At 71.1% G+C, this 21,213-nt stretch carries 17 protein-coding genes and 1 rRNA gene; 8 read left to right on the top strand and 10 right to left on the bottom strand.

Going from position 1 to position 21,213, the window contains the following annotated elements:
- Positions 1–257: 257 nt before the first annotated feature.
- Positions 258–1,774, bottom strand: a 16S ribosomal RNA gene (locus ACRAKH_RS23610).
- Between the two features lie 341 nt (positions 1,775–2,115).
- Here ACRAKH_RS23610 and ACRAKH_RS23615 point away from each other — a divergent pair.
- From ACRAKH_RS23615 to ACRAKH_RS23635, 5 genes are all read left to right on the top strand, one after another.
- On the top strand, positions 2,116–3,108 hold the full coding sequence (locus ACRAKH_RS23615) for an MASE1 domain-containing protein (protein ID WP_380724332.1): 993 nt from the start codon (positions 2,116–2,118) through the stop codon (positions 3,106–3,108).
- A complete protein-coding gene (locus ACRAKH_RS23620) occupies positions 3,109–4,182 on the top strand; it encodes a lycopene cyclase family protein (protein WP_380724331.1) in 1,074 nt (357 codons plus the stop codon).
- A 41-nt stretch (positions 4,183–4,223) separates the two neighbouring features.
- Complete coding sequence (locus ACRAKH_RS23625) at positions 4,224–5,921, top strand: EAL domain-containing protein (protein WP_380724330.1); 1,698 nt, start codon at positions 4,224–4,226, stop codon at positions 5,919–5,921.
- Positions 5,922–6,002: 81 nt separating this feature from the next.
- Positions 6,003–7,142: a carboxylate-amine ligase gene (locus ACRAKH_RS23630; protein ID WP_380724329.1), complete on the top strand. Its 1,140-nt coding sequence runs from the start codon at positions 6,003–6,005 to the stop codon at positions 7,140–7,142.
- Positions 7,143–7,218: 76 nt separating this feature from the next.
- Positions 7,219–7,632 carry a CBS domain-containing protein gene (locus ACRAKH_RS23635; RefSeq protein ID WP_380724328.1) on the top strand — a complete coding sequence of 138 codons (414 nt, stop codon included), beginning with the start codon at positions 7,219–7,221 and terminating at the stop codon, positions 7,630–7,632.
- 363 nt (positions 7,633–7,995) lie between these two features.
- Here the strand turns inward: ACRAKH_RS23635 and ACRAKH_RS23640 are convergent, their stop codons facing one another.
- From ACRAKH_RS23640 to ACRAKH_RS23675, 8 genes are read right to left on the bottom strand one after another with little or no spacing between them, the layout of a single operon-like run.
- A complete protein-coding gene (locus tag ACRAKH_RS23640; protein ID WP_380724327.1) occupies positions 7,996–8,388 on the bottom strand; it encodes a metal-sulfur cluster assembly factor in 393 nt (130 codons plus the stop codon).
- Positions 8,385–8,828 (bottom strand): Fe-S cluster assembly sulfur transfer protein SufU, encoded by a 444-nt coding sequence (sufU, locus tag ACRAKH_RS23645; protein ID WP_380724335.1) that lies wholly within the window; start codon positions 8,826–8,828, stop codon positions 8,385–8,387. Before sufU ends, ACRAKH_RS23640 begins: the two co-directional genes overlap by 4 nt.
- Positions 8,829–8,844: 16 nt before the next feature.
- Positions 8,845–10,122, bottom strand: coding sequence for a cysteine desulfurase (locus ACRAKH_RS23650; protein ID WP_380724326.1), 1,278 nt, complete (start codon positions 10,120–10,122; stop codon positions 8,845–8,847).
- A 54-nt stretch (positions 10,123–10,176) separates the two neighbouring features.
- On the bottom strand, positions 10,177–10,950 hold the full coding sequence (gene sufC / locus ACRAKH_RS23655) for a Fe-S cluster assembly ATPase SufC (protein ID WP_380724325.1): 774 nt from the start codon (positions 10,948–10,950) through the stop codon (positions 10,177–10,179).
- A gap of 34 nt (positions 10,951–10,984) precedes the next feature.
- On the bottom strand, positions 10,985–11,305 hold the full coding sequence (locus ACRAKH_RS23660) for a non-heme iron oxygenase ferredoxin subunit (RefSeq protein WP_380724324.1): 321 nt from the start codon (positions 11,303–11,305) through the stop codon (positions 10,985–10,987).
- The gene (gene sufD / locus ACRAKH_RS23665; RefSeq protein WP_380724323.1) at positions 11,302–12,477 is read right to left on the bottom strand and encodes a Fe-S cluster assembly protein SufD; all 1,176 of its coding nucleotides are present in this window, start codon (positions 12,475–12,477) and stop codon (positions 11,302–11,304) included. Before sufD ends, ACRAKH_RS23660 begins: the two co-directional genes overlap by 4 nt.
- A 1-nt stretch (position 12,478) precedes the next feature.
- Positions 12,479–13,924, bottom strand: coding sequence for a Fe-S cluster assembly protein SufB (gene sufB / locus ACRAKH_RS23670; RefSeq protein ID WP_380724322.1), 1,446 nt, complete (start codon positions 13,922–13,924; stop codon positions 12,479–12,481).
- Entirely contained in the window at positions 13,921–14,622 is a 702-nt protein-coding gene (locus ACRAKH_RS23675; RefSeq protein WP_380724321.1) for a helix-turn-helix transcriptional regulator, read from the bottom strand. The genes sufB and ACRAKH_RS23675 overlap by 4 nt, the downstream gene beginning before the upstream one ends.
- Positions 14,623–14,732: 110 nt before the next feature.
- Between ACRAKH_RS23675 and mptB the strand changes: the two genes are divergently transcribed.
- The 3 genes from mptB to ACRAKH_RS23690 all read left to right on the top strand — a co-directional run bounded on the left by mptB (position 14,733) and on the right by ACRAKH_RS23690 (position 20,685).
- Positions 14,733–16,301 carry a polyprenol phosphomannose-dependent alpha 1,6 mannosyltransferase MptB gene (gene mptB, locus ACRAKH_RS23680; RefSeq protein ID WP_380724334.1) on the top strand — a complete coding sequence of 523 codons (1,569 nt, stop codon included), beginning with the start codon at positions 14,733–14,735 and terminating at the stop codon, positions 16,299–16,301.
- Entirely contained in the window at positions 16,298–16,960 is a 663-nt protein-coding gene (locus tag ACRAKH_RS23685) for a hypothetical protein (protein WP_380724320.1), read from the top strand. The genes mptB and ACRAKH_RS23685 overlap by 4 nt, the downstream gene beginning before the upstream one ends.
- 71 nt (positions 16,961–17,031) lie before the next feature.
- Entirely contained in the window at positions 17,032–20,685 is a 3,654-nt protein-coding gene (locus ACRAKH_RS23690) for a patatin-like protein (protein WP_380724319.1), read from the top strand.
- A gap of 15 nt (positions 20,686–20,700) precedes the next feature.
- Here ACRAKH_RS23690 and ACRAKH_RS23695 read toward each other — a convergent pair whose 3' ends face one another.
- Positions 20,701–21,162 carry an NUDIX domain-containing protein gene (locus tag ACRAKH_RS23695; protein ID WP_380724318.1) on the bottom strand — a complete coding sequence of 154 codons (462 nt, stop codon included), beginning with the start codon at positions 21,160–21,162 and terminating at the stop codon, positions 20,701–20,703.
- Positions 21,163–21,213 lie beyond the last annotated feature (51 nt).

A 21,213-nucleotide genomic window follows, 5' to 3' on the forward strand; every position in this document is an offset into this window, starting at 1 on the left:
CGGAAGTGGCCCTGCCGTTTCTCGCTGAAAGAGACACTCACGTGTTCCCTCAGGACCCAACAGCGTACCGAACAGAAGCTTTGAACCCTCTGGAGACCCTTCCACGCCCTCACGGACAGTACTAACTCTCCAGACAACCCGAAGTCCTGTATATAGCCAGCATCCACATCATTGAGCAACCACCGATCGATCATTCGCCGACCGCGTGGCTCTCCACCGGCTCCTCCGAAGAAGAACAGGTGAGGAATGCTCCTTAGAAAGGAGGTGATCCAGCCGCACCTTCCGGTACGGCTACCTTGTTACGACTTCGTCCCAATCGCCAGTCCCACCTTCGACCGCTCCCCCCCTTACGGGTTGGGCCACGGGCTTCGGGTGTTACCGACTTTCGTGACGTGACGGGCGGTGTGTACAAGGCCCGGGAACGTATTCACCGCAGCGTTGCTGATCTGCGATTACTAGCGACTCCGACTTCACGGGGTCGAGTTGCAGACCCCGATCCGAACTGAGACCGGCTTTGTGGGATTCGCTCCACCTCACGGCTTAGCAGCCCTCTGTACCGGCCATTGTAGCATGTGTGAAGCCCTGGACATAAGGGGCATGATGACTTGACGTCATCCCCACCTTCCTCCGAGTTGACCCCGGCAGTCTCCCATGAGTCCCCGCCATAACGCGCTGGCAACATGGAACGAGGGTTGCGCTCGTTGCGGGACTTAACCCAACATCTCACGACACGAGCTGACGACAGCCATGCACCACCTGTACACCGGCCACAAGGGGGCCAATATCTCTACTGGTTTCCAGTGCATGTCAAGCCCAGGTAAGGTTCTTCGCGTTGCATCGAATTAATCCACATGCTCCGCCGCTTGTGCGGGCCCCCGTCAATTCCTTTGAGTTTTAGCCTTGCGGCCGTACTCCCCAGGCGGGGTGCTTAATGCGTTAGCTGCGGCACGGAGGACGTGGAAGTCCCCCACACCTAGCACCCACCGTTTACGGCGTGGACTACCAGGGTATCTAATCCTGTTCGCTCCCCACGCTTTCGCTCCTCAGCGTCAGTATCGGCCCAGAGACCCGCCTTCGCCACCGGTGTTCCTCCTGATATCTGCGCATTTCACCGCTACACCAGGAATTCCAGTCTCCCCTGCCGAACTCAAGTCTGCCCGTATCGACTGCAGGCTCCACGTTAAGCGTGAAGTTTTCACAGCCGACGCAACAAACCGCCTACGAGCTCTTTACGCCCAATAATTCCGGACAACGCTCGCACCCTACGTATTACCGCGGCTGCTGGCACGTAGTTAGCCGGTGCTTCTTCTGCGGGTACCGTCAGTTGCCCTTCGTCCCCGCTGAAAGAGGTTTACAACCCGAAGGCCGTCATCCCTCACGCGGCGTCGCTGCATCAGGCTTTCGCCCATTGTGCAATATTCCCCACTGCTGCCTCCCGTAGGAGTCTGGGCCGTGTCTCAGTCCCAGTGTGGCCGGTCACCCTCTCAGGCCGGCTACCCGTCGTCGCCTTGGTAGGCCATTACCCCACCAACAAGCTGATAGGCCGCGGGTCCATCCTGTACCGCCGGAACTTTCCACCCACCACCATGCGGAGGCAGGTCATATCCGGTATTAGACCTAGTTTCCCAGGCTTATCCCAGAGTACAGGGCAGGTTACCCACGTGTTACTCACCCGTTCGCCGCTCGTGTACCCCGAAGGGCCTTACCGCTCGACTTGCATGTGTTAAGCACGCCGCCAGCGTTCGTCCTGAGCCAGGATCAAACTCTCCAATAAGGAATGTTTGATCGCTCCGAACAACACTGACAATAATGTCAGTTGTCCAGTAACAATCTCAAAGGAAAACCTCTTGACGAGGTCATACAATTTACTGGCTATTCGGCACGCTGTTGAGTTCTCAAAGAACACGCGCACACCGCCACTCATCACTGTTTCCAGGTGATTCGTATCCGGGGCTGATGTTCGCCGCGCTCCGTTCCGGTCTCTCTCCGGCCCGTTCCGCGCTGGCAGAGAGAAAGTTACACCCCCTGCCCGCGCAGATACAAATCGGGGGGTCGGTTTCGGCATCTCCGCAGCTAGGCGTGGTGCGGGGCCGTCCGGCGGAGGATGCTGTGCCGGTGCAGCTCCCCCCACGGCTCGGCTGGTACGCGGCGCACCTCCTGGTCGTCGCGGCTTGCTACTACGTCGGCGCACGGCTCGGGCTCCTCCAGGCGTTGGTGAACGACCAGGTGACGCCGTTGTGGCCGCCGACCGGTGTCGCCGTGCTCGCGCTGGTGCTCGGCGGGCTGCGGATGTGGCCGGGCATCGCGGTCGGCGCGTTCGTCGTCAACGCGACGCTGGGCGAGCTCGGGACGACGGTCCTCATCGGCGCGGGCAACACCCTCGCGCCGGTGGCCGCCTACCTGTTGTTGCGGCGGGTGGGCTTCCGGGCGGAGCTGGACCGCACGCGTGACGCGCTCGCGCTCGTGTTCGTCGGGGCGTTCGCGGGCATGGCGGTCAGCGCGACGGTGGGCAGCGGGGCGCTGCTGGCGACGGGCGCGATCACCCGCGGCGACTTCTGGTCGACGTGGACGGTGTGGTGGACCGGCGACGCGCTCGGTGTGCTGGTGTTCGTCCCGCTCGTCCTGGCGTTGCGCACGCTGCGCCGACGTCCGCGTCCCACGCGCCGGTGGTTGGAGGCTGCGGCGCTGGTGGGGAGCACGGCGGTGGTGATGGCGGTGGCGACCACCCACGACCTCCGGCTGATGTACCTGGTGTTCCCGTTCCTCATCTGGGCGGCGCTGCGCTTCCAGCACGCGGGCACGGCGCCGTGCGCGCTGATCGCGGCGACGTTGGCGGCACGGGGCGCGGCGATGGCCTCGGGTCCGTTCGCGGGGCTGGACCTGGTGGTGCGGATGGTGACGTTGCAGGCGTTCAACGGGACGGTGGTGTTGACGGCGCTGCTGTTGTCGGCGGCGATCGCGGAGCGGAACGCGGCGCGGGCGGCGATCGAGCGGACGGTGGCGCAGTTGGCGGACGTGGTGTCGCAGTACCAGCCGCTCCTGCTGGGCGAGGGCGCCGGGCTGCCGCTGAAGCCGCCGGAGGAGCGCGGGAAGTCGGAGGAGCGCTGAATGGACGTGGTCGTCGTCGGTGGCGGGCCGGCGGGGCGGGCGCTGGCGCGGGCGTGTGCCGCGCGGGGGTTGGCGACGACGCTGGTCGACCCGAACCCGGAGCGTCCGTGGCGGGCGACGTACGCGGCGTGGGTGGACGAGTTGCCCGCGGGCGCGCCGATCGCGGTGGCGACGTCGCGGGCGCGGGCGGTGGCCGTCGGCGAGCACCTCATCCCCCGCGGTTACGCGGTGCTGGACAACGAGGGGTTGCGCCGGCTCCCGGACGACGTGCGGGTGGTCGCGGGCCGGGTGGTCGACCGGACCGACGTGACGGCGACGTTGGCCGACGGGCGGGTGTTGCGGGGACGGGTGGTCGACGCGACCGGTGCGGCGGGTGGGCGCGCGGCCCAGACGGCGGTCGGCGTGGTCGTCCCCAAGGTGCGAGCGGCGCCGTTCGTGGGGGACGACGAGGCGTTGATCATGGATTGGCGCAAGCCGCCGGAGGCGACGACGGGCGACCCGACGTTCCTGTACGCGATCCCGGTGTCGGCGGACGCCGTGCTGGTGGAGGAGACGTCCTTGGCGCGCCGGCCGGGGTTGCCGTTGCCGGAACTCCGGCTGCGCCTGCACTCGCGGTTGGCCGCGCACGGCATCCCGGTGCCGGCGGACGAGGAGCGGGTGCGCATCCCGTTGGACGGGCGGGCGCGGGACGGCGCGTTCGGCGCGGCGGCGGGGCTGGTCCACCCGGCGACGGGGTACAGCGTGGCGGTGTCGCTGCGGCGGGCGCCGGTGGTGGCGGACGCGATCGCGGCGGGGCGGCCGGTGGCGCGGTCGGCGTCGGAACGGGCCGTGCACGCGTTGCGGTTGCGCGGTCTCGCCGCGTTGCTCGCACTACCGCCCGACGAGGTTCCGGAATTCTTCCACGAGTTTTTCCAATTGTCCGGCAGACTTCAACACGACTACCTCGGCGGGCACGATGACCTGCGGGGGACGGTCCGGGCGATGCTCCGGCTGTTCGGCTCGGCGCCGTGGCGTATGCGTGCTCGGATGGCATTTCCTGTGCATTCGGCCACAAGTGCGGGAACAACGGGTTAACGACCTCGGCAAAAGAAGATCGACCGGGCACGATCAGGGCCGTGCCCGCCTTGCTGGATGACGTTCGCTTCGCCTTCCAGCCGTTGTTCAACCTCCACACCGGAGGGGTCGTGGCGGTGGAAGCACTGGCCCGGCCGCACGACGGCACCGTGCAGGACCTGCTGCGGATGGCGTTCCGCGCCGGCTACCTGACCAACACCGACGTCGCGCTCGCGTGCCGCGCGGTCCGCCACGCCGCCGAGCACGGCTTGGGCGTGCCGCTGCACGTGAACCTCCTCGCCCTGACGGTCGCCGACAAGCCGGAGCTGATGGCCCCGCTGTACGGCGCGCTGCGCGAGGTCGGGCGCACCCCGGCGGACCTGGTCGTCGAGGTCGGCACGCCGTACTCGCGCGCGCCGCGGCGGCTGCTGGTCAAGGGCATCGAGCGGCTGCGCGAGGACGGGTTCCGGATCGGGCTCGACGGGGTCGGCGAGGGCGACTCGCCGTTGTCCCTGCTGACCGAGGTGCAGCCCGACGTGATCAAGCTGGACCGCGAGGTGGTGGTGGCGCTGCCCACCGACCCCGCGCGGTACGCGCTGGTGCAGGCGTTGCAGCACCTGTGCGAGCACACCGGTTCGCTGGTCGTGGCGGAGGGCGTGGAGACGGAGGCGCAGCTGGCGGCGCTGCGCCGGCTCGGCGTCCGGCTCGCGCAGGGGAACCTGCTGGCGGCGGCGCAACGGCGGCCGAAGGTGGACGCGACGATCTCGGCGGTGCTGAGCGAGGTCAACGACCCCGAGGCGACCACGATGACCGCGCCGTTGCGGCGCAAGGCCGGCCCGAAGGTGACGGACTTCCTGCACCCGGCGACCACGCTGCCCGACTCGGCGACGTCCGAGGAGGTGCGGGACGTGCTGGCGAACCAGCCGACCGTCACCGGCGTGGTGCTGGTGGACGACGACGGCAGGCCGCTGTGGACGGTGGACCGCAACCGGTTCCTGCTGGCCGTCACCGGGCCGTTCGGGCACGCGCTGCACGCCAAGCGGGAGGCGGCGCGGCTGGCGGACAAGCCGAAGGTGATCGGCGCCGACTCGAGCGCGCTGGAGCTGCTGGACGTGGTCGCGCACGCCAACCGCGAGCGCACCAACGACGACCTAGTGGTCGTGGACGACGACGACCGGTGCCTCGGCGTGGTGCGGGTGGCGGACGTGGTGCGCGGCATCGCCGAGATGAAGGTGGAGCAGGCGGCGGCGCTGAGCCCGCTGACCCGCCTGCCGGGCAGCGACTCGATCGCGCGCGAGGTGGACCGGCGCATCCTGGGCGGCGAGCTGTTCGCGGTGGGGTGGCTGGACGTGGACGCGTTCAAGCGCGTCAACGACTCGGCGGGGTTCGCGGCGGGCGACGACCTGATCCGGGAGATCGGGCGGGCGCTCACGGAGGGCGCGACGTCGTACCCCGGTGTGCAGGTCGGGCACGTCGGCGGCGACGACTTCCTGGTGGTGGCCGGGCTGAACGAGATCGTGCCCTACTCCGCCGGTGTGCTGGACGTGCCGTTCGAGGCGGAGGGGCGCGGGGTGACGTTGTCGCTGGCCACGTTGATCTGCGCGGCCGGGACGGTCGGGTCGTACCGGGAGGTGTCCCGGCTGCTGGCGCCGTTGAAGGAGCACGCGAAGTCGCTGCGCGGCACCAGTTGGGTGCTCGGCAGGCCGGGCAGCGACCACGTCGACGTGCTGCGCGGAGGGCCGCACCTGGCGGTAAGTTAAGGAGTTCACCGCAACGATGCGTGTGCGGTGAACGTGATTACTCATAGCATCAGGCTGACTACCCAGCGAAGGGAGTCCCTGGTGAGCGAGGCCACCGCCATACCGCTTCCGCGAACCGTCTCGGACCTGCCGCTCTCGGTGGGGGTCGAGGAGGAGTTCCTGCTGGTCGACGCGGACACCGGCGCTTTGGCGCCGCTCGCGGAGACCGTGCTGCACGGCGTGATGCCACCGGACCGGGCCTCCGGGCCGGGTGGACCGCTGGACCTCCAGCCGGAGATGACCCTCTACCAGGTCGAGAGCGCCACGTCGGTGTGCCGGAGCATGGCCGAGGTGCGCGAGGAGCTGCTGGCGGCGCGGCGCGCGTTGGCGTCGTTGGCGCACGCGCACGGCGCGCGGATCGTGGCTTCCGGCACGCCGGTTCTGGGTGGTGTCCGGCCGCCGCCGCTGGCGTCCGGTGAGCGCTACCGGACCATCGCCGCCGAGTACGGGTCGCTGATCGACGGGCTGACCATCTGCGGCTGCCACGTGCACATCGGCATCCCCGACGAGGAGACCGGCGTGCTGATCAGCAACCACCTGCGGCCGTGGTTGCCGGTGCTGCTGGCGATCAGCGCGAACTCGCCGTTCTCGGAGGGGCGGGACTCCGGGTACGCGAGCTGGCGCTACCTGGCGTGGAGCCCGTGGCCGTCGGCGGGCCCGCCGCCGTGGTTCGGGTCGGTCGAGGACTACCGCCGCGCCACGGGGGCGTTGCGTGCGGCGGGGGCGGCGTTGGACCCGGCGATGGTCTACTGGGACGTGCGGCTGTCGTCCCGCCACCCCACCGTGGAGGTGCGGGTGTGCGACGTGGCGGCGACGGTGGACGAGGCCGTCGTGCTGGCCGCCCTGATCCGGGCGATCGCGGGCACCGCGTTGACCGGTGCGCCGGCGTGGGACGTGCCGGAAGTCGTGCTGCGGACCGCGTTGTGGCGGGCGGCGCGGGACGGGTTGGACGGCGCGGCGCTCGACCCGCGGGCCGGGCGGCTGGTGCCGGCGGTGGACATGGTGCGGGCGTTGGTGGACTGGACGCGGCCCGCGTTGCGGGCGGTCGGGGACGAAGACCTGGTGGTCGACGGCCTCGACCGCGTGCTGCTGGACGGCACGGGCGCGGAGCGGCAGCGGCGGGCGCACCGGCGGCGCGGGTCGCTCGCCGACGTGGTCGAGTTGTTGGTGGCTCAGACGTAGGCCGGGTCTCCTGCCGAGGTGCCGGGAGCGGCCGGCCGGGGCATGCTGGGTGGGAGACCCGACAAGGAGGTTCGGCATGACCACCGCACGGGAGATCATGAACAGCGGTGTCCAGTGCATCAAGGACGACCAGAACCTGCTCGACGCGGCGCGCATGATGCGCGACCTGGGTGTCGGCTCGTTGCCGATCTGCGGCCAGGACGACAAGTTGCACGGGATCATCACCGACCGCGACATCGTGCTGCGCTGCGTGGCCGAGGGCCGCGACCCGGCGGCGATGAAGGCCGGGGAGATGTCCGGGCACCTGCACTGGGTGGACGCGAACGACGACGTGGCGCACGTGCTGCGGACCATGGAGGAGAACCAGATCCGGCGGCTGCCGGTGCTGGAGGACCACAGGCTGGTCGGGATGGTGTCGGAGGCGGATCTCGCGCGGCACTTGGACGACGGCCAGATCGCGGAGTTCGTGGAGCGCGTCTACGCCGGTTGAGGCGGTGTGACGGCTGGGGTGTGACGGCTGGGGTGTGACGGCTGCGGTGTGACGGCTGCGGTGTGACGGCTGCGGTGTGACGGCTGCGGTGTGACGGCTGCGGTGTGACGGCTGCGGTGTGACGGCTGCGGTGTGACGGCTGCGGTGTGACGGCTGCGGTGTGACGGCTGCGGTGTGACGGCTGCGGTGTGACGGCTGCGGTGTGACGGCTGCGGTGTGACGGCTGCGGTGTGACGGCCCGGAATTGTCGTACCCCGCCGGTAAGATCAAAGCAGGGGTCCCCTTGGCGGGGACCCCTGCTTCGCGTTCGGAGTTGCCCGGTGTCGGGCGGTCCGGCGGTGCGACGGCCGGGACGTGGAGCTGTCAGACGGTGAAGCCCAGGGCGCGGAGCTGCTCGCGGCCGTCGTCGGTGATCTTCTCCGGACCCCACGGGGGCATCCAGACCCAGTTGATGCGGAAGTCGTTGACGATCCCGCCACCGCCACCGCCGACCAGCGCCGAGCGCGTCTGGTCCTCGATGACGTCGGTCAGCGGGCACGCCGCGGACGTCAGGGTCATGTCGATGAGCGCGACGTTGTCCTCGTCGACCCGGATGTCGTACACCAGGCCGAGGTCGACGACGTTGATGCCCAGCTCGGGGTCGACCACGTCGCGCATGGCCTCCTCGACGTCGTCCAGGTTGGCCACGTCGGCCTTCGGCGCGGGCGGCTCGGGCATGCCCTCGATGCCGCGCACCACGTCTTCTTCGGCGGTCATGCCTTTGCTCCCTCGCTGCGTGCCACCGCGTCCTTGAAAGCCATCCAGCCCAGCAGCGCGCACTTCACGCGCGCCGGGTACTTCGCCACGCCCGCGAACGCGATGCCGTCCTCCAGGACGTCCTCGTCGGGCTCGACCTGGCCGCGGCCCTGCATGAGCTCCACGAACGCGTCCATCTTCTCGAACGCCTCACCGAGCGGCCGGCCCACCACCAGGTCGGTCAGCACCGACGTGGACGCCTGGCTGATCGAGCAGCCCTGGCCGTCGTAGGAGACGTCCCGCACGGTGTCGCCGTCGAGCTTCACCCGGAGCGTCACCTCGTCGCCGCACGTCGGGTTGATCTGGTGCGACTCGGCGTCGAACGGGTCGCGCAGACCGCGGCCGTGGGGGTTCTTGTAGTGGTCCAGGATGATCTCCTGGTACATCTGCTGCAACTGCATCATGCCCACCCGGAGATCATCGGACGCCGAAGAACTTCTGCGCCTCGCGGACGGCGTCGACCAGGGCGGTCACCTCGTCCAGCGTGTTGTACAGGTAGAAGCTGGCCCGCACGGTGGCGGCGGCGTCCATCCGCCGGTGCAGCGGCCACGCGCAGTGGTGGCCGACGCGCACCGCGACGCCGAGGCTGTCGAGCACCTGGCCCGCGTCGTGGGCGTGGATGCCGTCGATGACGAACGACACCGCGCCGCCGCGGTCGACGGTGTCCAGCGGGCCGACGACCCGCACGCCGGGGATCTCGGCGAGACCGCGCAGCGCCGCCTCGGTGAGCACGTGCTCGTGCGCGGCGATGCGGTCCATGCCGATGGCGTTGAGGTAGTCCACCGCCGCGCCGAGGGCCACGGCCTGCGACGTCATCGGCACGCCTGCCTCGAACCTCGCGGGCGGCGGGGCGAAGGTCGACTTCGCCATCTGGACCATCTCGATCATCGATCCGCCGGTGAGGAACGGCGGCAGGGTCTCCAGCAGCTCGCGGCGGCCGTAGAGGACGCCGATGCCGGACGGGCCGAGCATCTTGTGGCCGCTGAACACCGCGAAGTCCACGCCTAGCGCCTTGAAGTCGACCGGGCCGTGCGGCACGGACTGGCAGGCGTCCAGCACGGTCAGCGCGCCCACCGCGCGGGCCGCGTCCGCGAGCACGCGCACCGGGTTGACCGTGCCCAGCACGTTCGACTGGTGGGTGAACGCCACGACCTTGGTGGCCGGGGTGATCAACGAGTCGATCTCCGACAGGTCGAGCCGGCCCTCGTCGGTGACGCCGAACCAGCGCAGCGTGGCGCCCGTGCGGGCGGCCAGCTGCTGCCAGGGCACCAGGTTCGCGTGGTGCTCCATCTCGGTCACGACGATCTCGTCGCCGGGGCCGAGGCGGAACCGCTCGGCCTCGGGACCGGCGGTGGCCGCGTTGCCCATCGCGTACGCGACGAGGTTCACGCCCTCGGTCGCGTTCTTGGTGAACACGATCTCGCCGTAGTCCACGCCCACGAGGTCGGCGATCTTCTGCCGCGCGCCCTCGTAGGCGTCGGTGGCCTCCTCGGCCAGCTGGTGCGCCCCGCGGTGGACCGCGGCGTTGGCGGTCTCCAGGAAGGCGCGCTCGGCGTCGAGGACCTGCCTCGGGCGTTGCGAGGTGGCGCCGGAGTCCAGGTAGACCAGCCGCTTGCCTTCCCGCACGGTGCGGCCCAGGATCGGGAAGTCCGCGCGGACGCCTACGACGTCCAGTGGAGTAGCGGTGGTGGTCACTGCCCCGACGCCTCCTCTCGATACGAGTTCACGTTGCCCACGACAGGTGCAACGTCAGCCGACCTTGGCGGCTTCCTGCTTGCCGATGTACTTCACGTAACCCTCGGCCTCGAGCTTGTCGGCCAGCTCCGGGCCGCCGGACTCGGCGATGCGGCCGTTGGCGAACACGTGCACGAAGTCGGGCGAGATGTACTTGAGGATGCGGGTGTAGTGCGTGATCAGCATGACGCCGACGTCGCCGGACTGCTTGTACCGGTTCACGCCCTCGGAGACGACGCGCAGGGCGTCGACGTCCAGACCGGAGTCGGTCTCGTCGAGGATCGCGACCTTCGGCTTGAGCAGGCCCAGCTGCAGGATCTCGTGGCGCTTCTTCTCGCCGCCGGAGAAGCCCTCGTTGACGGAGCGCTCGGCGAAGGCCGGGTCGATGTCCAGCTCGGACATCGCCTCCTTGACCTCCTTGACCCAGTGCCGCAGCTTCGGTGCCTCGCCGCGCACGGCGGTGGCGGCGGTGCGGAGGAAGTTCGACATCGAGACGCCGGGCACCTCGACCGGGTACTGCATGGCGAGGAAGAGGCCCGCGCGGGCGCGCTCGTCCACGGTCATCTCCAGCACGTCCTCGCCGTCCAGCAGCACGCTGCCGGAGGTGATCTCGTACTTGGGGTGGCCGGCGATGGCGTACGACAGCGTCGACTTGCCGGAGCCGTTCGGGCCCATGATGGCGTGGGTCTCGCCTGCGTTGATCGTCAGGTCGACGCCCTTGAGGATCTCCTTGGAGCCCTCGTCGGTGTTGACCGAGACGTGCAGGTCCTTGATCTCCAGAGTGGCCATTGGTGCTTCGTTCTCCTGGTGTTGCGAGCGGAAGTCAGTTCGTGGTGGTGGTGACGTCCACGTGGACGTCGTCACCGCGGAGTTCGACGGCGAACACGTCGACCGGCTCGGTGGCGGGCGGCGAGGACGGGCGGCCGGTGCGCAGGTCGAAGCACGACCCGTGCAGCCAGCACTCCACGCCGTTGCGCGTCACCTCGCCCTCGCTGAGCGCGACCTCGGCGTGCGAGCAGACGTCGCGCAGGGCGTGCACGGTGTCGCCGTCGCGGACGAGCACGACCGGGGTGCGCTCGTCGCCGACCTCGAACGCCGCGGGCTTGCGGTCGTCGAGGTCGGTCAGCGAGCACACCCTGGTCACACGCCCACCGCTTCGAGTTCCGCCTCGATGGCGGCTTCCAGGCGCTCGCGCACCTCCGGCACGGTGATCTTGAGCAGGATCTCGTGGAAGAACCCGCGCACGACCAGCCTCCGCGCCTGGTCCTCGGGGATGCCCCGGGCCTGGAGGTAGAACAGCTGCTCGTCGTCGAACCGGCCGGTGGCGCTGGCGTGGCCCGCGCCCTCGATCTCGCCGGTCTCGATCTCCAGGTTCGGCACCGAGTCGGCGCGCGCGCCGTCGGTGAGCACCAGGTTCCGGTTCAGCTCGAACGTCTCGGTGCCCTCGGCGGCGGCGCGGATCAGCACGTCGCCGATCCACACGGTGTGCGCGTCCTCGCCCTGCAGCGCGCCCTTGTAGACCACGTTGCTGCGGCAGTTGGACGCCGAGTGGTCGATGAAGGTGCGGTGCTCCAGGTGCTGGCCCGCGTCCGCGAAGTAGAGGCCGAGCAGTTCCGCGTCGCCGCCGCGGCCGCTGTACGTGACCACGGGGGTGAGCCGGACCAGGTCGCCGCCCAGGGTGATGACGGTGTGCTTGAACGTGGCGTCGCGGCCCAGCTTGGCGTGGTGCGACGACACGTGCACGGCGTCGTCGGCCCAGTCCTGGATGGCCACGACGGTGAGGTGCGCGCCGTCGCCGACGACGAACTCCACGTTGTCGGCGTAGGCGCCGGAGCCGCGGTGGTCGACGACCACGACGGCCTCGCTGAACTGCTGAGCCTCGACGTGCAGGTGGCCGTAGGCGACCTTGCCCTCGCCGGGGCCGGTGACCGTGACGACGGTCGGCTCGACCTTCGCGTCCTTCGGCAGGGTGACGACGGTGGCCTCGGCGAACGACGTCCACGCCTGGGCGGCGACGCGGTCACCGGGGGTGCCCGCGACGCCGAGCCGCTCGTCGCCGCGGGCGACGGTCTCGACCGAGACGCCCTCGGGCGCCTTGACGTCGACGGCGGCCGTGCCGGTCGCCTCGGCGCCGTTGTGCAGGTTCGCCAGGCGCTTCATGGGGGTGAAGCGCCAGATCTCCTCGCGACCGCCGGGCACCTCGAACGCGTTCACGTCGAAGGACGTGAAGTGGTCCGCGCGCGAGGACACGGGGGCACCCGCACCGTGCGAGTGGGCCGTCAGGCCGTGTTGCTGCTGTTCGGTGGTGACGGCCATGTCAGCCGACGGCCCCTTCCATCTGAAGCTCGATCAGGCGGTTCAACTCCAGCGCGTACTCCATGGGCAGCTCGCGCGCGATGGGCTCGACGAACCCGCGCACGATCATCGCCATGGCCTCGTCCTCGTTGAGACCGCGGGACATGAGGTAGAACAGCTGGTCCTCGGACACCTTCGAGACCGTGGCCTCGTGGCCCATCGACACGTCGTCCTCGCGGACGTCGACGTACGGGTAGGTGTCCGAGCGGCTGATGTTGTCCACCAGCAGCGCGTCGCACTTGACCGTGGACTTCGAGTGGTGCGCCCGCTTGTTGACCTGCACGAGGCCGCGGTACGAGGTGCGGCCGCCGCCGCGCGCCACCGACTTCGACACGATCGTGGACGACGTGTGCGGCGCCATGTGGACCATCTTCGCGCCGGCGTCCTGGTGCTGGCCCTCGCCCGCGAACGCGATCGAGAGGACCTCGCCCTTGGCGTGCTCGCCCATCAGGAACACGGCCGGGTACTTCATGGTCACCTTGGAGCCGATGTTGCCGTCGATCCACTCCATGGTCGCGCCCTCTTCGGCCTTGGCGCGCTTGGTGACCAGGTTGTAGACGTTGTTCGACCAGTTCTGGATGGTCGTGTAGCGGCAGCGACCACCCTTCTTGACGATGATCTCCACGACGGCGGAGTGCAGCGAGTCCGACGAGTAGATCGGCGCGGTGCAGCCCTCGACGTAGTGCACGTACGCGCCCTCGTCGACGATGATCAGCGTGCGCTCGAACTGGCCCATGTTCTCGGTGTTGATCCGGAAGTAGGCCTGGAGCGGGATGTCGACGTGGACGCCCTTGGGCACGTAGATGAACGAGCCGCCCGACCACACCGCGGAGTTCAGCGCGGAGAACTTGTTGTCACCCGACGGGATGACGGAGCCGAAGTACTCCTTGAACAGCTCCGGGTGCTCGCGCAGCGCGGTGTCCGTGTCGAGGAAGATGACGCCCTGCTCCTCGAGGTCCTCGCGGATCTTGTGGTAGACGACCTCGGACTCGTACTGGGCCGCGACGCCGGAGACCAGGCGCTGCTTCTCCGCCTCCGGGATGCCGAGGCGGTCGTACGTGTTCTTGATCTCGTCGGGCAGGTCGTCCCAGGTCGCCGCCTGCTTCTCGGTCGACCGGACGAAGTACTTGATGTTGTCGAAGTCGATGCCCGACAGGTCGGAGCCCCACGTCGGCATGGGCTTGCGGTCGAACAGCCGCAGCGCCTTCAACCGGAACTCGAGCATCCACGCGGGCTCGTTCTTCTTGGCCGAGATGTCCCGAACGACGTCCTCGTTCAGGCCCCGGCGAGCGCTCGCGCCTGCCACGTCCGAGTCGGACCAGCCGAACTCGTAGTTGCCGATGCTCGCCAGGGTCTCTTCCTGGGTGAGCGGGGCTGTGGTGGTGCGCTGCTCGGCAGCGGCAGTCATGCGGGCTCCCCTCCATCTGGGATCCGGGGTGTGTTCGGGATGTGCGTCGTGCACACGGCATCGCCGCGGGCGATGGTGGCCAGGCGCTGGACGTGCGTGCCGAGCAGGTCGGCGAACGCCGCCGTCTCGGTCTCGCACAGCTGCGGGAACTCGGCCGCGACGTGCGCCACGGGGCACAGGTGCTGGCAGAGCTGCTCGCCCGCCCCCACGTGGCGCGCCGAGGCAGCGTAGCCCTCCCTGGTCAACGCCAGGGCGAGCGCCTTGGCGCGCTCGGCGGCGTCCGGCTGGGCCACGATGGCCGCGCGGTGCTGGTCGACGAATGCGGACACCCGCCGTTCGGCGAAGGTTCGTACCGCCTCCTCCCCGCCCTGTTCGGCGAGGAACCGCAGCGCGGCCACGGCGAGGTCGTCGTAGGCGTGCCCGAAGCGGGCCCGCCCCTGCTCGGTCAGCAGGAAGAGCTTGGCCGGGCGCCCCCGGCCGCGCTGCCCCTGGCGAGGCGCCTCCCTGCTGGTCGCCTCACCGTCGGCCACCAGCGCGTCGATGTGCCTGCGCACCGCCGTGGGGCTCAGGCCCAGCTGCTCCGCGACCGAGGCCGCGGTGACGGGGCCCTGCTCCAGCAGCAGGCGTGCGACGGCGTGCCGGGTTCGCCCGTCGTGCCCGGACGGCACCACGGTCGACTCGCTCCCGACGTTTTTCACAACACCAGTGTTGCGTATTTCGTCGGCGGTCGCAAAGATCGCCGCGCGTCGGGTGACCCGACTCACGCGCCGGGGCCGGTCGCTACCCTTCGGACGTGACGGCGGGCGGAATGGTGATGGCGAACCGGGACGGGATCGGCGAGGCAGCGCCGCTCGACGCCCCGGAGCGGCGACAGCTCGACGTCATCCGCCGCTGGGGCACGGTCGGGGCGCTGCTGCTGGCCGTCGGCTCCCTCGGGTCGGGCGCCGCGCCGATCTTCAGCCCGCTGCCGGGCACGCCGCTGCTCGGGCTGTTCCCCCGGATGCCGAGCGCGTCGATGGCCGTGGCGTGGACCGGCATCTTCCTCATCGTGTCGGCGTGGCTGTGGCTGGGCCGGTTCGCCCGGCCGGGCAGGCCGCGGCTGATGTCGCGCAGCCAGCTCGACCGCACGCTGCTGATGTGGATCACGCCGCTGGTGTTCGTGCTGCCCATGTTCAGCCGGGACGTGTACAGCTACCTGGCGCAGTCGCAGATCGCGGCCAACGGCCAGGACCCGTACGAGCAGGGGCCGGCCACCGCGCTGGGCGTCGAGCACCCGCTGACGAAGAACGTGCCGAACATCTGGCGCGAGACGCCCGCGCCGTACGGGCCGCTGTTCCTGGCCGCCGGGCGGGTCATCTCGATGGTGACCGGCGACAGCGTGCTGCCGGGCGTCTTCCTGCACCGGCTGCTGGTGCTGCTGGGGCTCGCGATGATCGTGTGGGCGCTCCCCCGGCTGGCCCGGCGGTTCGGCGTGCCGCCGGTGAGCGCCCTGTGGCTCGGCGCGGCGAACCCGCTGGTGCTGTTCCACCTGGTCGTGGGCGTGCACAACGAGGGCCTGGCGATCGGCCTGATGCTGGTGGGGCTGGAGTTGGCGCTGCGGCGGATGCCCACGGTGTCGGGCACGCCGATGACGCGGGACGAGCTGCTGTGGATCGTGCTCGGCGCGACCATGATCACGATGGCGGCGGCGGTGAAGATCCCGGCCGCCCTGGCGCTCGGCTTCCTGGGCGTGATGATCGCGCGGCGGATGGGCGGCCGGTTCTCCGACCTGGTCCGGTCGGCGCTGTTGTTGCTGGTCATCTCGGGTGTGGTGATGACCGGGACGTGCATCGGCACGGGGCTCGGGTTCGGCTGGGTGGAGACGCTGAACGTCGCCAGCACGGTCAAGAGCTGGATGTCGCCGCCGACCGCGATGGGCTTCCTGGGCGGCGGGCTCGGCCTGCTGCTCGGGCTCGGCAACCACACCGAGTCGATGATCGTGCTGATGCGCCTGGTCACGCAGGCGGTGTCGGTGGTGATCGTGGCGACGCTGCTGTGGAAGGCGTTCCGGGGTCGGATCAAGGCCGTCAACGGGCTGGGCGCCGGGCTGGGGGCCGTGCTGGTGCTCGGACCCGTGCTCCAGCCGTGGTACGTGCTGTGGGCGGCGTTGCCGCTGGCCACGGCCGTGCTGGCGCGCCGGTTCCGGGTCTTCGCGACCACGGCCAGCGCGGTCATCGCGGTGATCCTGCCGCCGACCGGTTCGGCCTTCGACGGGCGGGCGTACATCGTGCCGCAGGCCGTGACGGGCGCGGCGATCGTGTTCGCGGTGTGCCTGTTCGTCGCGCGCAAGCAGGTGTTCCCGCTGATCAGGCGCGACCCGGTGCCCGGCTCGGCGTGAGCGCGCGGCACGTCCTCGACGAGCCCGGCCCGCTGAGCGCGCGGGCGCGGGCGTTCCTGCGGCGGCACGCCTCGGTCGTCCCGGTGGACACCGGTCCCGACGACGACGAGTGCCGTGCCGCGATGGCCGCCGTGCTCGGGCACGTGGACGAGGGGGCGCTGGCGGCGCTGCGGTGGACGCAGGCGCGGTACTCGGGGCTGGCGTACCGGAGCCCGCTGCTGGGCGACATCCGGTTCCAGCCGGTCTTCGAGGTCGACGGCGACACCGGCCGTGTGGAGTTCTGGCACGGCATCGTGGACGTCGCCCCCGACGGCGTCTCCGGTGGCGCGTTCCTCCCCGACGGCACGGTGACCTACGGCGTGCTGGACGTGGAGGTGCCCGTGTTCCCCTCCGTCGACCACTTCCTGGAGTGCGACGCCCTGCTCGACCACGCCCGCCGGCTGCGCCCGCTGTCCGCGGCGGAGCCGGCCGACGCGGCGGCCCACCTCGCCGGGCTGCGGGAGCGCCGGCCCCGCCTGCGGCGGCTGGAGGCGGCGAGCGGGCCCGCCGTCGGGTGGTGGACCGACGACGAGGTGCTGGTGCAGGTGGACGAGTTCCGGTCGCGGCTGGGGTCCGGCTCCTACCGTCCGCCGCCGGTCGTGCGCATCTGGGCGGTGTAACCCGCGACCCCGGGCGGACGAGACACCGGTACTGGGAGGATCGGGGCCGCAATCCGGGGAGGGAGTGCGCGATGACCGACGTGCCGCAGGAGCAGATCCGGTTCGCGGTGGTGCTCAACGGGGGTGTGAGCCTCGCCGTGTGGATGGGCGGGGTCGTGCTCGAACTCGACCGCCTGACCAGGGGCGACGGCCCGTACGCCGACTTGCTCGCGATGGTCGGCAGCACGGCCCGCGCCGACGTCATCACGGGCACGTCGGCGGGTGGCATCAACGGCGCCGCGCTGGCGTTGTCGCAGGTCAACGCCAACGCCAGGCTGGAACGGCTGCGGGACCTGTGGGCCGAGCAGGGTCGGATGGAGCAGTTGCTGCGCACGCCGTTCCGCGGGCAGCCCGTGTCGCTGCTGAAGGGCGACGAGTTCTTCCTCCCCCGGCTGCGGGAGGCGCTGGAACGGCTCACCGCCGACTTCGAGCCCACGCCGCGCGACGACCGGCCCGTCGACCTGCGGATCACCACGACCCTGCTCGCGGGCGTCCCCACGGTCACCCACGACGACCTCGGCCAGACCCTCGTGCAGGCGTCCCACCAGGGCAGCTTCTCGTTCCGCCGCGACCCCGGCGGCCGGGACGACTTCACCGCCGACAAGCTGCCGACGCTGGTCGGCCGGATGGCGCTGGCCGCACGCTCGTCCGCGTCGTTCCCGTTCGCGTTCGAGCCGTCGTTCATCCCGGTGGCGCCCGGCGCGCCCGACGGCGACAAGCCGAACATGGCCGACGTCGCGTCGTGGGCCAACGGCACCGACAACCGGTCCCGCTACGCCGTGGACGGCGGGGTGCTCGTCAACACGCCCACCAAGGAGGCGTTGGAGGCCATCGACCGGATGCCCGCCGAGGGGCCGGTGCGGCGGGTGATGCTGCTGGTGTTCCCGCACGCGCCGGAGGCCGTCGTGGAACCGGTCGCCCCGGTGGACGGCGCGCTGCCCAGCACCATCGCCACCGGCGCGAAGCTCCTGCAGGCGCTGACCAGCCAGAGCGGCCGCACGTACGTCGAGCGCATCGAGGAGCACAACCGGGGCGCCGCGTCCCGGCGCGGTGGGCGCAACGCCCTGCTGGACCGGCTGGCCGCGGGCGGTTCGGTCACCGCGAAGCTGTACGCGCTGGCCGCGACCCTGCACGACCACTACGAGGACGTGCGCATCCGGCACGCCGCGCGCGACGTCACGTCCCGCCAGTTCGAGGTGCCCGGCGCGAACGCCGCGGGCTGGACGTTCGAGCGGGTGCGGGCGGCGGCCGAGGCGGCGCAGCGGGAGTACCGCGCGGAGCACGGCAGGCTGCCGTACGTGCCGACGAGGCCGCAGCCGGCCGCGCTGCCGGGGCACGGCTGGCCGTGGGGCATCACGATGGCCGAACGGCTCGCGTCCGCCGCGATGGACCTGCTCAAGCGCCTGGTGTGGGTGATGCCGGACGCCGACCGGCTGGCCCTGGCCCGCACGAACCTGTTCGACGTGCGGGCGAGGCTGCGGGCCGCCCGGACCGAGCTGGACGCGCAGTGGACCACCGACGGGCCGGAGGAGCTGGACCAGGCGTACTGGGAGCGGCGGGTCCGGCGGTTCGCCGTGAAGATGCTGGACGAGCCGGACGGCGTCGGGCAGCGCGTGCGGGAGCAGGTGGACCGGATCGCGGGCGTCCTCGGCGACGCGCACGACATCCTCGACCAGCTCGGCGACGACGAGCTGCGGGCGGGCGTGCTGCGGTCGTGGCACCGGCTGCTCACCGAGCCGCGCACCGACGCGGAGGCCGAGGCCGGGCTGGTCGCGGGCGAGCTGTGGCTGTCGCGGGTGCTGGCGCTGGAGGTCGCCACCACGTGCCTGGCCGACGACACCGGCGGCGGCCTCGACCAGGCCGTGGAGCTGGTGCAGATCAGCCTCCAGACGCGCAACGCGTTCGCCGAGCACAGCCTCACCGCGGAGGACAAGGCGGGCGGCGCGTCGCTGAACCGGTTCTCCGGGTTCCTGAAGCGGTCCTGGCGGGTCAACGACTGGATCTGGGGCCGGCTCGACGGCGCGACGATGCTGTGCAAGGTGGTGTTCGACCCGAAGCGGCTGCTGCGCGTCGACCGGCTGGCCGGGGGCGGCGGCGACCCCGTCGAACGCGCCTCGCGCAAGGTGGACGAGCTGGTGGCGGAGCTGTTCGGCGACGGGCTGCCGGACGAGCTGAAGCCGTGCGCGGCGCGGGCCAAGGCCGAGCTGGGGAAGGTGTACGCCGACCCGGATGCCGACCACCCGCCGACGTGCGCGGCGCTGGCGGAGCTGGCCGCGTGGGCGCTGCACGTGCGGATCATCTGCGAGGAGCTGCCCGCCCTGCGGGCCGCGATCCTGGCCGACCGGCACGAGGGCGCGGACCGGCGGTCGCGCGGCGAGCTGTTCCTGGAGGAGCAGTCCGCGCTGCTGGCCCGGCTGCCCGTGCGGACCGACGCGGAACGGGTCGAGGTGGGCGTGCGGGCGTTGAGCGCGTTCGACCGGGCGGGCATCGGGCGCGAGCCGCTGGTGCAGGAGGCGAGCAGCGATCAGGTGATCCGCACGGCCGCGACGGCGGCGGCGGTGGCGATCACCGTGGCCGACAGCGACAACTCCGGGCTCGGCACGGCGAAACCGCTGACCAGGACGTTGCGCGGGGCGGCGCTGCTGCCGTACTGGACGATCACCGGGCTGACCAGGGGCGGCCGGTTGGCGCAGTTCCTCGGGCTGCTCGGGTTCGCTCTGGGCGGCGCGCTGCTGGTGCTGGCGCTGTTCGACCTGCTGCCGCCGTGGGCGGTCGGCCCGTCGGCGGCGTTCGGCGGCGGCACGCTGCTGGCCGCGTTCGGCTACGCCGCCCTGCGGTCCGGGACGCTGCTGCACGGGCTGGTGCTGCTGTCGCCCGTGATCCCGCTGGTGACCGTCGCGATCGACCGGACGCGGGACGCGATGGCGTCCGGCCGGACCGGCGACCAGGCCGTGACGGGGATGGTGGCGGTCGGCGGGGTGCTGCTGGTCGTGGTGGGCCTGCTGATCATCGGCAGCCTGCCCGCGCCGGTGGGCACGCCGCTCGCCGTGCTGGGCAAGATCCGGCTCCGGCCGCGGCTGCTGCTGCGGGTGCTGGTGGCGGCGGCGATCGTGGCGGGCGTGTGGGCCGTGGTGCGGTACCGGCTGTACGACCTGGACCCGGCGCTGGTGGTGGTCGGCACGGTCGTCGCGATCGTGTTCGGCGCGGTCACGTCGTACCTGCTGGGCAGCTCGCTGCGCCGGTGGCGGCGGGTGGACGACGCGTGGGACACCGAGGCCGCCGAGCCGCCCGCGTCCGCGACCGCCGGGTGGGCCGCCGTGTACGGGTCGGTGCTGCTGGTCGTCGCCGCCGCGGTGCAGGTGTTCGGGCTGCGGTTCACCGGCTGGGAGGCGGTGCTGGGCACGGCGCTGGCGTTCGGGCTGGTGCTGCTGCTGGTGACGACGTGGTGGGTGCCGCTGCGGGCCCGGCGGACCATCGCCAGGTCCCTCGTCGAGCAGATGTCCATCGTGGACTTCGAGCGCGGTGACGTGGCGGAGGCGCTGCTGAAGCGGTTGGAGGGGCACGGGATGCTGTTCAAGTTCCTCACCGAGCTGGACGACGCCGGCCGGCCCCGGCTCAGCTCCACCGGCCTCCGCGTCGCGCGGCGCGTCGCCCGCCGGTCCGCCACGGGCCACGACGTCGACTGACGGCCGGTCGGGCCCTCACCCTCCCGCGAGCAGCCGGGCCAGCGGCTCGCGGACGTCGGCGGGGTGCAGGCCCAGCCGGTCGAACTCGTCGGCGGACGCCCACACCAGCTCGAAGCGGTTGTCCGGGCCGTGCGCCCCGGCCTCCTCGCCGGACAGGACCGGCACGCCGGTGACGTCGGCCACCAGGAAGTACGACGCCGGCCGGCCGTTGTGCCGGCCGGTCCACAGGAGCCGGTCGATCCTCGCGCCGAGCGTCGTCTCCTCGGCCGGCTCGCGCAGCGCCGCGGCTTCCGCCGTCTCGCCCTCCTCGACGTGCCCGCCGGGCAGGACCGCGTAGTGGTGGCCCGGGCACGTCGGCCCGGAGTGGCCGGCGGCGCACGTCACGCACGCCTCGGCGGACTCGCGGCGGAGGAAGCGCTTGACCACCAGCGCGCGCGAGCCGTCCACGACCACGGCGACCGCACGGGGAACCGGCACCACCCGATCATGGCACCGCCCGGCCGGCTCCCCCAGTGCGAGCCGGCCGGG

Source organism: Saccharothrix hoggarensis, assembly GCF_052936025.1.